This is a genomic window from Nitrospirota bacterium, assembly GCA_016219645.1.
Classification (GTDB): Bacteria; Nitrospirota; Nitrospiria; order Nitrospirales; family Nitrospiraceae; genus Palsa-1315.
Genome location: JACRLR010000054.1, coordinates 1 through 15,392, shown reverse-complemented (window position 1 = coordinate 15,392; position 15,392 = coordinate 1). Strand labels below are relative to the sequence as shown.

General features: G+C 55.6%; 13 protein-coding genes and 1 tRNA gene. All 14 read right to left on the bottom strand.

The features are described from left to right. A partial coding sequence (gene tuf, locus HZB34_16135) for an elongation factor Tu (GenBank protein MBI5317491.1) occupies positions 1-128 on the bottom strand: 128 nt, incomplete at its 3' end. A gap of 35 nt (positions 129-163) precedes the next feature. Beyond that, positions 164-2,245, bottom strand: a complete 2,082-nt coding sequence (gene fusA, locus HZB34_16130; GenBank protein ID MBI5317490.1) for an elongation factor G — start codon at positions 2,243-2,245, stop codon at positions 164-166. 110 nt (positions 2,246-2,355) lie between these two features. Then, positions 2,356-2,826, bottom strand: coding sequence for a 30S ribosomal protein S7 (gene rpsG / locus HZB34_16125; protein MBI5317489.1), 471 nt, complete (start codon positions 2,824-2,826; stop codon positions 2,356-2,358). A gap of 40 nt (positions 2,827-2,866) precedes the next feature. Beyond that, positions 2,867-3,238 (bottom strand): 30S ribosomal protein S12, encoded by a 372-nt coding sequence (locus tag HZB34_16120; GenBank protein MBI5317488.1) that lies wholly within the window; start codon positions 3,236-3,238, stop codon positions 2,867-2,869. A 120-nt stretch (positions 3,239-3,358) separates the two neighbouring features. Further along, positions 3,359-7,540: a DNA-directed RNA polymerase subunit beta' gene (rpoC, locus tag HZB34_16115; protein MBI5317487.1), complete on the bottom strand. Its 4,182-nt coding sequence runs from the start codon at positions 7,538-7,540 to the stop codon at positions 3,359-3,361. Between the two features lie 49 nt (positions 7,541-7,589). Further along, positions 7,590-11,546 carry a DNA-directed RNA polymerase subunit beta gene (gene rpoB, locus HZB34_16110; protein MBI5317486.1) on the bottom strand — a complete coding sequence of 1,319 codons (3,957 nt, stop codon included), beginning with the start codon at positions 11,544-11,546 and terminating at the stop codon, positions 7,590-7,592. A gap of 84 nt (positions 11,547-11,630) precedes the next feature. Beyond that, positions 11,631-12,566, bottom strand: a complete 936-nt coding sequence (rplL, locus tag HZB34_16105; GenBank protein MBI5317485.1) for a 50S ribosomal protein L7/L12 — start codon at positions 12,564-12,566, stop codon at positions 11,631-11,633. Positions 12,567-12,603: 37 nt separating this feature from the next. Continuing rightward, positions 12,604-13,296, bottom strand: a complete 693-nt coding sequence (locus HZB34_16100; protein ID MBI5317484.1) for a 50S ribosomal protein L1 — start codon at positions 13,294-13,296, stop codon at positions 12,604-12,606. Positions 13,297-13,365: 69 nt separating this feature from the next. Beyond that, on the bottom strand, positions 13,366-13,791 hold the full coding sequence (rplK, locus tag HZB34_16095) for a 50S ribosomal protein L11 (GenBank protein ID MBI5317483.1): 426 nt from the start codon (positions 13,789-13,791) through the stop codon (positions 13,366-13,368). A 111-nt stretch (positions 13,792-13,902) separates the two neighbouring features. Next, complete coding sequence (gene nusG, locus HZB34_16090; GenBank protein ID MBI5317482.1) at positions 13,903-14,439, bottom strand: transcription termination/antitermination protein NusG; 537 nt, start codon at positions 14,437-14,439, stop codon at positions 13,903-13,905. A gap of 65 nt (positions 14,440-14,504) precedes the next feature. Then, a complete protein-coding gene (gene secE / locus HZB34_16085) occupies positions 14,505-14,699 on the bottom strand; it encodes a preprotein translocase subunit SecE (GenBank protein ID MBI5317481.1) in 195 nt (64 codons plus the stop codon). A 130-nt stretch (positions 14,700-14,829) separates the two neighbouring features. After that, positions 14,830-14,905, bottom strand: a tRNA-Trp gene (locus HZB34_16080). A 94-nt stretch (positions 14,906-14,999) separates the two neighbouring features. Next, positions 15,000-15,149: a 50S ribosomal protein L33 gene (gene rpmG, locus HZB34_16075; protein MBI5317480.1), complete on the bottom strand. Its 150-nt coding sequence runs from the start codon at positions 15,147-15,149 to the stop codon at positions 15,000-15,002. A 101-nt stretch (positions 15,150-15,250) separates the two neighbouring features. After that, a partial coding sequence (tuf, locus tag HZB34_16070; GenBank protein ID MBI5317479.1) for an elongation factor Tu occupies positions 15,251-15,392 on the bottom strand: 142 nt, incomplete at its 5' end.

Below are 15,392 nucleotides of genomic sequence, written 5' to 3'. Positions count from 1 at the left end.
TTCGCCATCCCCTTCTCCGCACTCACCTTCGTCAACGCCGCCGTCAACGTCGTCTTGCCATGGTCCACGTGCCCGATCGTCCCAATATTCACATGCGGCTTCCGCCGCTCATATTTCGCCTTCGCCATACCCGCCTCCGTTCGTCCTCACTCAAACGATTCGACTACTCACCACGATATTTCGCAATGATGGCCTCTGAAATCTGCCTGGGCACCGCCTCATATCGGTCGAACTCCATGCTATAGGTAGCTCGGCCCTGAGTACGGGACCGAAGGTCGGTCGCGTACCCGAACATTTCACTGAGTGGGACCAATGCATCGATGGCCTGCGCAGCAGCCCTGGCTTTCATGCCCTGGATCTTGCCTCGACGGCCGTTCAAATTGCCGATGACATCTCCCATAAAATCTTGAGGCACCACAACCTCTACCTTCATGATCGGTTCAAGCAATACAGGATCGGCTTTCTTACAGGCATCCAGGAAGGCCATTGAACCGGCGATCTTAAACGCCATTTCATTGGAGTCGACGTCGTGGAACGACCCGTCGATCACCGTGACCCGGACATCGCGAATCGGATATCCAGCGATCACACCGGAATCAAGCCGCTCCTTCACACCCTTTTCGATTGCCGGGATGAATTCTTTCGGGATAGAGCCACCGACAGTCTTGTTGATGAACTCCAACCCTTTGCCTGACTCGGCTGGTTCGACCGTCAGTACGACATGCCCGTACTGGCCACGACCGCCGGTCTGCTTGATGTACTTCGACTCCGCCTCAGCCTTCTTACGAATCGTTTCCCGAAAGGCCACCTCAGGCTTTCCGACGTTGGCTTCGACCTTGAATTCGCGCAGCATGCGATCCACGATGATTTCCAGATGCAGCTCTCCCATTCCGGCAATGATGGTCTGCGCGGTTTCTTCATCCGTCTTCACCCGGAATGACGGATCTTCCTGCGCCAACTTCTGGAGAGCGAACCCCATCTTTTCTTGATCTTGTTTGGTTTTTGGCTCAACCGCCATGGCGATGACCGGCTCAGGGAACTTCATCACTTCGAGCAAGACCGGCTGCTTTTCATCCGCCAGCGTGTCTCCTGTCGTTGCCCCTTTCAGGCCGACCGCCGCAACGATGTCACCCGCATAGGCCACATCGATGTCTTCCCGCTTGTTCGCGTGCATCTTTAATAAACGTCCGACTCGATCCTTCGTGCCCTTCGTCACATTCGCAACTGACGTTCCCGTCTTGAGCATCCCTGAATACACCCGGAGAAAGGTGAGCTGTCCTGCAAAGGGATCCGTCATGATCTTGAAGGCTAAGGCCGCAAACGGCTCACTATCCGATGGTCGTCGCTTGATTTCCTGTTCGGTATTCGGATCAATCCCGGTCACGGATTCGACATCAAGAGGGGAGGGAAGGAAATCCACAACTCCATCCAACAGTTGCTGGACACCCTTGTTCTTAAACGCCGATCCACACAAAACTGGAGTCATCTTCATCGAGAGCACGCCAGCTCGAATAGCTCGACGGATCTCCTCTTCCGTCAAGGGCAGACCGTTGAGATACTTCTCCATGGCCTGCTCGTCGAACTCAGCGACTGCGTCCAGCATTTTTTCGCGATACTCTTTGGCCCGCTCGAGCATATCGGCAGGAATATCGGCGACGACATATTTGGCTCCGAGCGTTTCGTCGTCATACACATAGGCCTTCATGGTCACGAGATCGATCGACCCTCTGAATTCAGACTCGCGGCCGATCGGAATCTGGATCGGCACCGGCTTGGCTCCCAATCGATCGATCATCGTCTGGACGCTGGCATAGAAATCTGCGCCGATCCGGTCCATCTTGTTCATGAACGCAATTCTCGGCACGCTATACTTATCCGCCTGACGCCAGACCGTCTCAGATTGCGGCTCAACCCCCTGTACGGAGTCAAACACTGCCACAGCCCCGTCGAGTACCCGAAGCGATCGCTCGACCTCAATCGTAAAGTCGACGTGCCCGGGGGTATCGATGATATTGACCCGATGGTCTCTCCAGAAACAGGTTGTCGCAGCAGCCGTAATCGTAATGCCGCGTTCTCTCTCCTGCTCCATCCAATCCATCGTCGCCGCACCTTCGTGCACCTCACCCAGCTTATGTGAGATCCCGGTGTAGAAGAGGATTCGTTCAGTCGTCGTCGTCTTCCCGGCATCGATGTGAGCCATGATGCCGATATTCCGAGTTTGCTCTAATGGTGCTTGACGAGCCACGTACTTCCCCCAAAAAATATATGCCGCAACCAAAGCCAGTGAATTGCTGCGACTCGCACAGACCCGCTTGAGCGGATCGCAGCACGGCTCAGCTGCAGCACAGAACGACGCTACCAGCGATAGTGCGCGAAGGCCTTGTTGGCTTCCGCCATTCGATGCACGTCTTCCCGCTTCTTAACCGCCGCCCCCGTATTGTTCGACGCATCCAGCAATTCAGCCGCAAGCTTCTCGCGCATACTCTTTCCGCCGCGAGTACGCGAATATTCCGCCAACCACCTGAGCGCAAGCGACATCCGGCGGGCCGGACGAATCTCTACCGGCACCTGATACGAGGCGCCCCCCACTCGTCGGGACTTCACCTCAACGACCGGCTTCACGTTATCAAGCGCCGCCCGAAACACTTTGAGCGGATCGTTGCCGGTCTTCTCCTGTATAACATCGAAGGCTCCGTAGCAAATGCGTTCGGCCGTACTCTTTTTTCCACCCGTCATCAGGATATTGAGAAACTTTCCGACGAGCTTATCCCGATATCGCACGTCAGGGAGAGGATCTCGGTGGTCTAAAAACCTAGTTCTTGGCATATGTCATTCACTCTTTCGATACCAATCGTTGGCAATCTTCCTACTTCGGGCGCTTCGCCCCATACTTCGAACGGCTCTGCTTTCGGTCCGCCACGCCAACGGCATCAAGAGCGCCTCTGACGATGTGATAGCGTACTCCAGGCAAGTCCTTCACGCGGCCGCCACGGACGAGCACGATAGAATGTTCTTGAAGGTTGTGGCCGACACCGGGGATATAGGTCGTCACTTCCATTCCATTCGTCAGCCGAACGCGCGCGACTTTCCGCAGCGCTGAGTTCGGCTTCTTTGGCGTCGAGGTATAGACACGAAGACAGACTCCGCGCTTCTGCGGACAGGACTTCAGTGCGGGGCTCTTCGTCTTCGCGTGCGCCAGCTGGCGACCTTTTCTGACTAACTGATTAATCGTGGGCATTAGTACTTCGCTCTCATTTTCGGTATAGTTTAACGCTCTTACTCAACCCATCAAGGGCAAAGCCTGAGGATTGTAGTGACCCTTGGTCTCTCTGTCAAGCCTGCTCCGGCGCCCCATGGATCAAGAGCGCGCAGGCTCACCCAATCCCGTCGCGACATTCTCTTGCGCAAGAGCTGCAACCTCTCCCTGGCCGACAACCACAGGCTCTGGCTTGGGACTTACAACGAAGGTATCCCGATACTCTTCAAAGCCGGTCCCGGCCGGAATCAAACGACCAACGATCACATTTTCTTTCAGCCCCAACAGATTATCGATGCGTCCGTTGATCGCTGCTTCCGTCAAGACACGCGTGGTCTCCTGGAATGAGGCCGCAGAAATAAAGCTATCCGTGGTCAACGCCGCCTTGGTAATACCGAGCAATACCGGCTTCCCAAGACCAGGCTGTCCACCCTTCGCCAATACTCGCTCATTCTCTTCATCAAATAGCATCTTACTGATTTGACTGCCGGGCAGGAACTCCGTATCGCCCGGATCTTCGATTCTGATCTTGCGCAACATCTGCCGCACAATGATCTCGATGTGCTTGTCGTTGATGGTCACACCTTGCAGCCGGTAGACATCCTGCACCTCGTCGACAAGATACTTCTGCAATTCGTTCGGGCCCAACACGTCGAGAATGTCGTGCGGATTGGCAGATCCATCCATCAAAGGCTCGCCAGCCCTGACCCAATCGCCCTCATGAACATTGACGTGCTTGCCTTTGGGGATGAAATATTCTTTCACATCCCCCATTTTGTTATTGACCAGCACTTTCCGCATGCCCTTCACGAAACCGTCGTAGGAGACTTCGCCATCGATCTCGCTGATGACGGCGGTTTCCTTCGGCTTTCGGGCCTCGAACAATTCAGCCACACGAGGCAAACCACCGGTAATATCTTTCGTCTTGGTCGTCTCACGGGGAATCTTGGCCAAGACATCACCGGGAGTGACCAGTTGGCCCTTCTCGACGAAGATGTGAGCCCCGACCGGAAGCAGATAGCGAGCCACGTTGGCCGCAGCTGCGACCTTCGCCGTCTTTCCACCCTCATCCTTGATCGAAACACGCGGGCGCAATGTCGCACCGCTATGTTCAACGATGACCTTACGGGAGAGGCCGGTGACTTCATCGAATTCTTCCTTCATGGATACACCTTCGATGATATCTCCATACGCCACTTTACCGCCGACCTCTGTGAGGATGGTCAAGGAGTAGGGATCCCATTCGACCAATTTCTGGCCCACTTCGACCCGGCCACCGTTCTTGATCTTGATCTTGGCGCCGTAGACGACCCCGTACTTCTCGCGCTCACGTCCTGTCTCATCGACAATGGCGATCTTTGCATTCCGATTCATGACAACCCATTCGCCCTCTTTATTCTGGACAGCAATCCCGGGATTAGGGAAGTCGGCATTCTTCTTGGCGTCGAAGCTCATGAACTTGATTGTCCCGGCATGCTTGGCTTCGGTCACAGTCTGCTCTACCACCTTGCTCGCGGTTCCACCGATGTGAAACGTCCGCATGGTCAACTGTGTTCCCGGTTCGCCGATCGACTGTGCCGCAATGACACCGACCGGCTCGCCTTTTTCGACCAGCCGTCCGCGGGCCAAATCCCGCCCATAGCAGGACCGACAGACGCCTCGGCGCGACTGACAGGTCAGCACAGAACGAATCTTGACATGATCGACTGCGGCCTCCACAATCGCCTTCGTCCGCTCCTCGTCGATCTCCTCATTGAACGAGACAATAATTTCACCCGTCACTGGATCGCGGATATCTTCTGCAGCCAACCGTCCCAACACCCGCTCTTCGATCGGCTGAATGATTTCACCACCCTCGACCAATGCACTCACGATGATGCCGTCGGTCGTGCCACAATCGATCTCGTTGATGATCACATCTTGCGCGATGTCCACCAATCGACGCGTGAGATAGCCGGAGTTGGCCGTCTTCAACGCTGTGTCGGCCAATCCCTTACGAGCGCCGTGGGTTGAAATGAAGTATTGCAACACGGTCAGCCCTTCGCGGAAGTTGGCGGTAATCGGGGTCTCGATGATTTCACCTGAGGGCTTCGCCATCAAACCTCGCATACCACCCAACTGGCGGATCTGCTGCGAGCTTCCTCTGGCGCCGGAATCCGCCATCATGAAGATCGGATTGAAAGCCTCAGCCTTGGTGGGATCGCCACCGGCGCCCAATTCCTTCATCATTTCATTGGCAATCTGCTCCGTCACATGGGCCCAGATATCGATCACCTTGTTATAACGCTCCCCGTTGGTGATCAGTCCCTCCGCATATTGCCGTTCGATCTCCGTCACCTCGTGCTGAGCCTTACCCAGCAGATCCTGTTTCTTGGTCGGAATATGCATATTGTCGATGCAGATCGAGATGCCGGCGCGCGTGGCATATTCAAACCCTGTATCCTTGACCTTATCGAGGAATGTGACCGTCTCACGGTGACCGCACTGGCGGTAGACCGTGTCGATCAGTTTGGTCATTTCCTTCTTGGTCATGAGCTTATTGGCGACGGAAAAAGGCAACCCTGGAGGGAGCACATCCGACAGGATGACTCGTCCGACGGTGGTCTGAACGAGGCTGCCCTCGATCCGCACCTTGATCCGAGCGTGCACATCCAATTCTCGCGAATCGAATGCAACACGCACTTCCTCCGGCGAACCGAACACTTTCCCCTCTCCCTTGCATCCTGCGCGCTCCTTGGTCAGCCAATAACAGCCGAGCACCATGTCCTGCGACGGCACCGCAATCGGCTTGCCGTTGGCGGGCGAGAGAATGTTATTGATCGACATCAGCAGCACGCGCGCCTCGACCTGCGCTTCGACCGAGAGCGGAACGTGAACCGCCATCTGGTCGCCGTCGAAATCCGCGTTGAATGCGGCGCAGACCAACGGATGCAGCCGGATGGCCTTCCCTTCAACCAACACTGGGTCGAACGCCTGGATACCAAGACGGTGCAACGTCGGCGCACGGTTCAGCAACACAGGATGTTCGCGAATCACCTCGTCAAGCACATCCCATACTTCAGGCCGTTCTTTTTCGACCAGGCGCTTGGCACTCTTGATCGTCGTCGCGGCACCGCGCTCTTCCAATTTGTGGAAGATAAAGGGCTTGAAGAGTTCGAGCGCCATTTTCTTGGGCAATCCACATTGGTGCAGGCGCAGCTCCGGCCCGACGACGATGACGGTTCTGCCTGAATAATCGACCCGTTTACCGAGCAGGTTTTGGCGAAAGCGACCCTGCTTTCCCTTCAACATGTCGCTCAAAGATTTGAGCGGCCGCTTGTTGGGTCCGCGAATCGCGCGACCGCGGCGCCCGTTGTCGAAGAGCGCATCAACCGCTTCCTGCAACATCCGCATTTCGTTTCGGATGATCACGCCCGGCGCTTTCAGTTCAATCAGGCGTTTCAATCGGTTATTCCGATTGATGACCCGGCGGTACAGATCGTTCAAATCGGAGGTCGCAAAACGTCCGCCGTCCAGCGGGACGAGCGGGCGCAATTCCGGTGGCAGCACCGGAATCACATCCATGATCATCCACTCGGGCATATTTCCAGACTTGCGGAACGCCTCGATGACTTTGAGTTGCTTCGCGTATTTTTTCTTCAAGGCTGCCGAGGCCGATGTCTTCGCCTTGGCCTTGATCTCGTCCCACTTGGCATTGATATCGATCTTGCGAAGCAACTCCCGAATGGCATCGGCGCCGATGCCGACTTTGTAGGAATCGGGACCGTATCCCGCGTTTTGAAGTTCGCGAATCTTTTCCTCGGATACCAGCTCCTTTTCCGTCAAATCCGTCGAGCCCGGATCGACACAGACGTAGCTTTCAAAGTAGAGGATCCGCTCTAATCCCTTCAGGCTCATGTCGAGGAGAGTGCCGATGCGGCTCGGCACGCCTTTGAGGAACCAAATGTGCGCAACCGGCGCCGCGAGCTCGATATGGCCCATGCGTTCCCGGCGGACTTTAGACTGAATGACCTCGACCCCGCACTTGTCACAGACGATTCCCCGGTGTTTCATGCGCTTGTATTTGCCACAGTTGCACTCCCAATCCTTGATCGGGCCGAAAATTTTCGCGCAGAACAATCCGTCTTTTTCCGGTTTGAACGACCGGTAATTGATGGTCTCCGGTTTCTTGACTTCGCCGTAGGACCATGACCGAATCTTCTCGGGTGATGCAATTCTGATCCGCATCGAGTCGAAAGACACCGCATCCCGCGGCTTTTCAAATAATGTATAGACGCCTTCCAAGGTAGTGACCTCCTCCGATACCGACCGTTACGGCCGGCACACAAATAGGTTAGTCTTGCGACTTGACCAGTTCGACGTCGAGCCCCAGACTCTGGAGCTCTTTGACCAGCACGTTGAACGACTCCGGCAATCCAGGCTCTAAGAACGGCTCACCTTTGACGATCGCTTCGTACATCCGCGATCGGCCCGGCACGTCATCCGATTTGACCGTCAGGAACTCTTGCAGCGTGGAAGCCGCGCCATAGGCCTGCAGCGCCCACACTTCCATTTCTCCCAGCCGCTGACCGCCGAATTGGGCCTTGCCGCCGAGCGGCTGTTGCGTGACGAGCGAATAGGGACCGATCGAGCGCGCGTGAATCTTGTCATCGACCAGGTGATGGAGCTTTAAGACATACATGTACCCAACCGTGACGGGGTTGCCGAACATTTCTCCGGTCCGGCCATCCATCAGCATCGTTTGCCCGCTGGTCGGCAGATTCGCTTTCTTGAGCAGTTCCTTGATCTCCGTTTCTGAGGCTCCATCGAACACCGGGCTCGCCACTTTGATCCCCAATGCCTTGGCCGCCCAACCTAGGTGGGTTTCCAATATCTGGCCGACGTTCATACGTGACGGCACTCCGAGTGGATTCAGCACAATTTCCACCGGCGTTCCGTCCGGCAGGCAGGGCATGTCTTCTTCAGGCAGGACCCGAGAGACTACGCCTTTATTTCCATGCCGCCCGGCCATTTTGTCTCCGACCTGAATCTTGCGCTTCATCGACACATAGACTTTGACAAGCTTGATCACGCCGGGCGGAAGCTCATCGCCCCGCTTCAGGCGCCCAACCTTTTCGTCGTACAATGTTTGAAGAATCTCGATCTGCTCCTTCGCCCGCCGCTCCACGTCTTCCAGATCCTTTTGCTCGTCAGGATCGCTCAGAATGATGTACCGGACCGTCTCATCCGGCAGTCGCTTGAGAATCTCGGCGGTCAATTTACCCTTCTTCTTCAGAATGACATCGCCGCTCTCAGCATCCATCAGGTCACGGCCGACCACCTTCCCCAGCAGCAACTTTCTAATCTTCTTCGTTTTTTCCTCGTCGATGATCCGGAGCTCCTCGTGATGGTCACGCTGGAGCTTCATCGCATCTTCGCTTTCGATGCTCTTGGATCGCTCGTCCTTGTCAAGCCCCTTGCGCGAAAAGATCTTTACGTCTACGACGATGCCCTCGACGCCCGGCGGCACGGTCAACGACGTATCCTTCACGTCGCCCGCTTTTTCACCGAAGATAGCCCGCAACAGTTTTTCTTCCGGCGTCAACTGTGTTTCGCCTTTGGGCGTTACCTTGCCGACCAGGATATTTCCCGGCTTCACCTCGGCCCCGATCCGGATAATGCCGCTCTCATCGAGATCACGGAGCGCTTCTTCTCCTACATTCGGAATATCGCGGGTAATGTCCTCTTTTCCCAATTTGGTGTCGCGGGCCTCCACCTCGAATTCCTCGATGTGAATCGAGGTGAACGCGTCCTCGCGCACCAATTTTTCGCTCAACAGAATGGCGTCCTCAAAGTTGTACCCGCCCCAGGGCATGAAGGCGACGAGAACATTCTTGCCCAATGCCAGTTCGCCGTGATCGATAGCAGGACCATCGGCCAGGACCTGCCCCACTTTCACCGGTTGTCCAAGCCGCACCACCGGCGTTTGCGTGATGGTCGTGCTCTGATTCGATCGCTGGAACTTGATTAGATCGTACGCATCCAAGCCTGCGTCATTCCTTTTCCGACCTTCTTTCGAATCGGCGCGCACGACGATCCTCGTAGCATCCACGCTTTCCACAACGCCGGCCCGCCTGGCCTGCACGACGTAGCCCGAGTCGCGGGCCACTACGGTCTCCATCCCCGTGCCGACTAAGGGCGCCTCCGACTTGAGCAGCGGCACCGCTTGACGTTGCATGTTCGATCCCATCAAGGCACGGTTGGCATCGTCGTGCTCCAAGAACGGCACCAGCGCTGTGGCCACACTCACCACCTGTTTGGGCGACACATCCATGTATTCGACCTTGTCTGCCGTGGCAGAGACGAAATCTCCGGCAGCTCGAGCCGAGATGGTTTCGGACACCAGACGGCCGGAAGCATCCACTTTCGCATTCGCTTGCGCGATGATGTACTTGTCCCCTTCGATCGCGGAAAGAAATTCAATCTCGTCCGTCACTCGCCCTTTGACTACTTTGCGATAGGGCGCCTCGATGAATCCAAACTTGTTGATGCGCGCATACGTCGCCAACGAGGTGATCAGACCGATATTCGGACCTTCCGGCGTTTCGATCGGACAAATACGGCTGTAGTGAGACGGGTGGACATCGCGAACCTCGAATCCAGCCCGCTCTCTGGTCAACCCACCGGGACCGAGGGCGGAGAGCCGCCGCTTATGGGTAATTTCCGCGAGCGGATTCGTTTGATCCATGAACTGGGACAACTGGCTGCTGCTGAAGAATTCCTTCACCGCAGCCACGACCGGCTTCGCGTTGATCAAATCATGCGGCAACACCGTTTCCATATCGAGCAGATTCATCCGCTCCTTGATGCTGCGTTCCATGCGGACCAGCCCAAGCCGGAATTGATTTTCCAGCAACTCGCCGACTGAACGGACACGGCGATTGCCCAGATGATCGATGTCGTCGATCTCGCCCTTGCCCAGCTTCAAATTCACGAGATAGCGGATGACCTCGACCATGTCCTGCGCCGTCAGCGTCCGCTGCTCCAAAGGCAAGTCGAGGCCGAGCTTCTTGTTCAACTTGAGACGCCCGACCGGCGAAAGGTCGTACCGCTTCGAGTTCAAGAACATATTGTCAAACAGCGCTCGCGCCGTGTCGACCGAGGGCGTCTCTCCAGGCCGTAAACGGCGATAGATCTCGACCATCGCCTCTTCTTTCGAGGTCGTCTTATCCATCTCCAGCGTATCAAGAATCACCGGAGTAGACGTGACCGTATCAAAATAAATCGCTTTGAATTCTTCGATGTCGCTCTCGAGCAGTGATTCGATGATTTCGGCAGTGAGCCGCTGATTTCTCTCGGCTATCTTGTTCTTCTTGGAGTCCACCAGTTCCGTCAGGACCGCACGCCCGATCAATTCGCTCGGGGCAAGCGGGATTTCCTTAACTCCGGCTGCCTTGATCTTCGCGATCAGTCCCTTCGTCAGCTTGGCGCCTTCACGCACCAGCGGCTCCTTGGCACCCTTTTCGATCACTTCCGCCGAGCAGCGCAGACCCTGGTGAATCTCAGGATCGAGCTTCCGCAGCATCTTGCCCTTGACGACCCGGATTTCCTCGACCGGGTAATACATTTTGAGCAGGTCGTCGCCCGAAAACCCGAATGCCTTCAACAGAATGGTCGTCGGCATTTTCCGCCGACGGTCGATCCGCACATAGAGAATGTCTCGCGCGTCGAACTCGAAGTCGAGCCACGATCCGCGATAGGGAATGATCCTGGCGGAATACAACACCTTACCGCTGGCGTGAGTACGGCCTTTATCGTGCGTGAAGGAGGCGCCGGGCGACCGGTGCAACTGGCTTACCACCACACGCTCCGTACCGTTCACGATAAAGGTTCCCCGCTCCGTCATCAGCGGCAACTCACCGACATAGACCTCCTGCTCCCGGACATCGAGCACTTTCTTCTTTGAACCCTTGTCTTCCTTGTCGAAGACGACCAAGCGGACCCGGAGTTTCAATGGAACGGCAAAGGTCATCCCCTGCTCAAGGCATTCCCGCTCGTCGTATTTGGGAGTCCCGAGCGTGTAACTTGTAAACTCCAGTACGGCGGTATTGTTGTAATCCGGAATCGGAAACACGCTCGCCAAGGCAGCCTGGAGCCCATGATCCTTGCGACGCTCAGGTTCGACCTCCCGCTGAAGAAATTCTTCATAGGAGCGCTTCTGAATCTCGATAAGATCAGGGATCTCGATGCTGCTATGAATGCGAGAATAGTCTTTCCGTTCGACGAACTCCTCTAGCGTCGTTTGGGACATTCCCCTGTCCTCCAATACAATGGTTAGACGTGAGGGCCCGCCCAAGGCAGGTCCCCACGGATGTCGCTATCGGTTGACTGAGATCTACTTGATCTCGACCTTGGCGCCGCTCTCTTCGAGCTTCTTCTTCATGGTGTCGCACTCTTCCTTTGTGACACCGGTTTTCACTGGCTTGGGCGCGCCTTCGACCAGGTCCTTCGCTTCCTTCAATCCAAGGCTCGTGAGTTCGCGAACGACCTTAATGACTTGGATTTTCTTGTCCGCCGGAGCAGACACCAGCATGACATCGAACGCGGTCTTTTCCTCGGCTGCCGCTGCTGCGCCACCACCGCCAGCGGCTGGAGCGGCAACGGCGACCGGTGCGGCGGCCGTGACGCCGAATCGGGTCTCTAACCCCTTCACGAGCTCCGCCAAATCGAGCACACTCATCGTCTCGATGGCCTTGATCAACTCTTCTTGTGATAACTTCGTCGTGGTCGTTGACATATCCCCTTCTCCTTTTCGTTTATCCTGAATGGCCGCAATGACTCTGACAAATTTTGACAAGACCGCACTGAGCGTATACACCAGGCCACGCGCCGGTCCCTGCATGGCCGACAACAACATCGCAATGAGGACTTCTTTCTTCGGTAGCTTCGCAACGGCCGCCAACTCAGCGGGTTGTACGACCTTCCCCTCCAACACTCCGATCGTAATCTTCATCTTCTGGTCCCGCTTCTCGGCCAGAAGAAAGTCTTGAAGGATCTTCGTCGGGAGCACCGGATCGTCATAACCGATCACCAGTCCCGTTGGTCCCTTGAGGTACGTCTTGACCCCAGAAAGGATCGTACCCTCGGCAGCACGGGCAGCCAGCGTGTTCTTGACGACCTTGTATTCGGCCTTGGCGCCTCGCAATAGCTTGCGAAGCTCTGTCACTTGGTTCACGGAGAGCGCGGCGCTTTCCGTGACAATCGCGAGCCGTGCACGGCCGAATGTCTCCGTCAACTCCGCAACCGCTGTCGCTTTCTCGCCCTTATTCATAATCGAACCCTTCCCCTTCCGCGCGGCAACAACCCGACTAACTCCATTCCTTGGCTAACGCAATGGCGTCCAGCTTCACACCAGGCCCCATCGTGCTTGAGATCGTCGCACTCATCAGATAGCGCCCTTTGCACGAGGCAGGCTTTGCCTTGATCACCGCCTCGAGAACCGCCGCCGCGTTGTCGTAGAGCTGCTCCGGTTTAAATGACACTTTCCCAACAGGCACCTGAACGATCCCGGCTTTTTCGACTTTGTACTCGACCCGGCCCTTCCGAATTTCTGACACGGCCTTCCCGACCTCGAAGGTCACGGTCCCGGTCTTGGGATTAGGCATGAGCCCACGGGGACCCAACGCTTTTCCAAGTTTCCCAACCGCCCCCATGAGGTCCGGCGTCGAAATGGCGCAGTCAAAATCCAGCCAGCCCCCCTTGATCTTCTCCATCAGATCATCGGACCCGACATAGTCAGCGCCGGCTTGCCGGGCCTCCTGCTCCTTCTCCCCCTTGGCAAAAACCAATACGCGAATCTTCTTCCCCGTACCATGCGGCAGAGACGTCGTGCCTCGCACCATTTGGTCAGCCCGTTTTGGATCGACACCCAATCGAAGTGCCAGATCAACGGATTCATCAAACTTGGTATAGGCCAACCGCTTCACCGCTTCGACCGCCTCGCGCAAGGCATAAGCCCGAGGCTCAAGCTTTTCGACCGCCGCTTTCATCTTCTTTCCCATTTCCGTTCTCCCTCAACCCCATCGTGAGTTCTGATCGGCACGACTGGCAGTCCTGCCCGATCTAACGCCTCACCCTTGAATCACCACTCCCATACTGCGCGCTGTTCCCTCAATAATCTTGATCGCCCCCGCAAGATCTGCAGCGTTGAGATCCGTCAATTTCTTCTGCGCAATCTCACGCAACTGTGCCTTGGTGATCTTTCCTACCTTGTCTTTTTGTGGAACGCCGGATCCCTTGATGATCCCTGCAGCCTTCTTCAAAAGGTCGGACGCCGGGGGAGTTTTCATTACAAAGGTAAACGACCGGTCTTTATAGACCGTAATGATCACCGGAATGATGCTGTCGCCCTCTTTCTGCGTTTTGGCATTAAACTGCTTGCAAAACTCCATAATGTTGACGCCGTGCTGCCCCAATGACGGACCTACTGGGGGAGCAGGGTTCGCTTTCCCAGCTGGAATTTGCAACTTAATCTGCGCCGATACTTCTTTGGCCATGTCCTATTCCCCTAATGTTGAATGATGAATGTTAAATGATGGACTCTTGAGGCGCCGCCGTCCCCCTTCCACTCACTCAACATTCGACATTTCCAATTAAACATTTGCGCTCTAGATGCGCTCCACTTGCATAAATCCAAGCTCCACAGGGGTAGATCGCCCAAAAATACTGACCAATACTTTTAGTCGGCCATGATCCTGGGACACCTCGTCCACCACGCCGTTGAATCCGAGAAAGGGACCGTCAATGATCCGCACATTGTCCGTCTTGATGAATTTAACCTGTTCGCGTGGTCCGGCTGCTCCCACATCGACCTGTTTCAATAGCGACTCAACCTCATCCGTCGACAGCGGTGTCGGCTGCGCTCCAGCGCCGACGAAGCCCGTGACTTTCGGCGTTTCCTTGATCATCTGCAAGGTTTCATCGATAAGCGGGGACTCCAATTCCACAATCACGTACCCGGGGAAAAACTTCCGTCGAGACGTTCGGCGCTTACCATCCTTGATCTCAATCACATCTTCTGTCGGCACAAGTACCTGCCCCAGCTTTTCGACCAATCCCATTTGATTGGCCCGCTCGAGCAAGCTGGTCTTCACCCGCCCCTCAAAACCTGCGTAGGTATGAATGACGTACCAATTCTTTGCCATGCCCTACCCTCGGATCATTGGTTGACTGTGTGACATACAACAACTCTCCCTCAAAGAGGCCCCGCTCATAAAATCTTGCCCACTAGCCATACAAGAATAGAGTCGACGAATGACAGATAGAGGGACATGATGATGCAAAAGACAATGACCACCGTCGTGGACCCGATTGTTTCGGCCCTGGTCGGAAAGGAGACTTTCTTCAACTCTCCGCGCACATCGTTGAGGAATTCGCGAATCGAATTGATAAAATTCTTGAACATGCCGACCTCACCTTCGCTCTACTGACGAGGGAAACTGCACCCCCTCATTGTGTGCAACATCCCTCTCCGCCACCGACCTGCTCACAAGCCAGATGTCGGTCTCCAGCCTGATCCTCCACTACGCAGCTCTTGGCAGGGGCACTAGGATTTGAACCTAGACTCTCGGTTTTGGAGACCGATGTGCTAGCCATTGACACCATGCCCCTACGTTTCACAGTTCTGAGTGCGGAGTTTTGAGTGTTGAGTTGTCGGATCGATCTGCCAACTTTCCCCTCAACTCAGAACCCAGAACTTAGAACTTTATTTCACTTCCTTATGGGCAATGTGCTTCCGACAAAACTTACAGAACTTATTCCGCTCTAGGCGATCCGGATCGTTCTTCTTATTTTTCATGGTGGAATAATTCCGCTGCTTGCACACCGTGCAGGCTAAATCAATGATCTCTCGCATCTTCTTATTCGTCAGGCGTCAGGCGCCAGGAGTGAAGCGATGGCCGATACCCTGCCATCATCCCCTTACCCCTTACCCCTACCCCCTCCGCTCCCTATTAATTACGCCAGGATTTCGGTGACGACGCCGGAGCCGACGGTCTTGCCCCCCTCGCGCACCGCAAACCGCAACCCCTGATCCATCGCGATCGGGCTGATTAACTCCCCCGTCACGCTCACATTGTCCCCCGGCATCACCATCTCC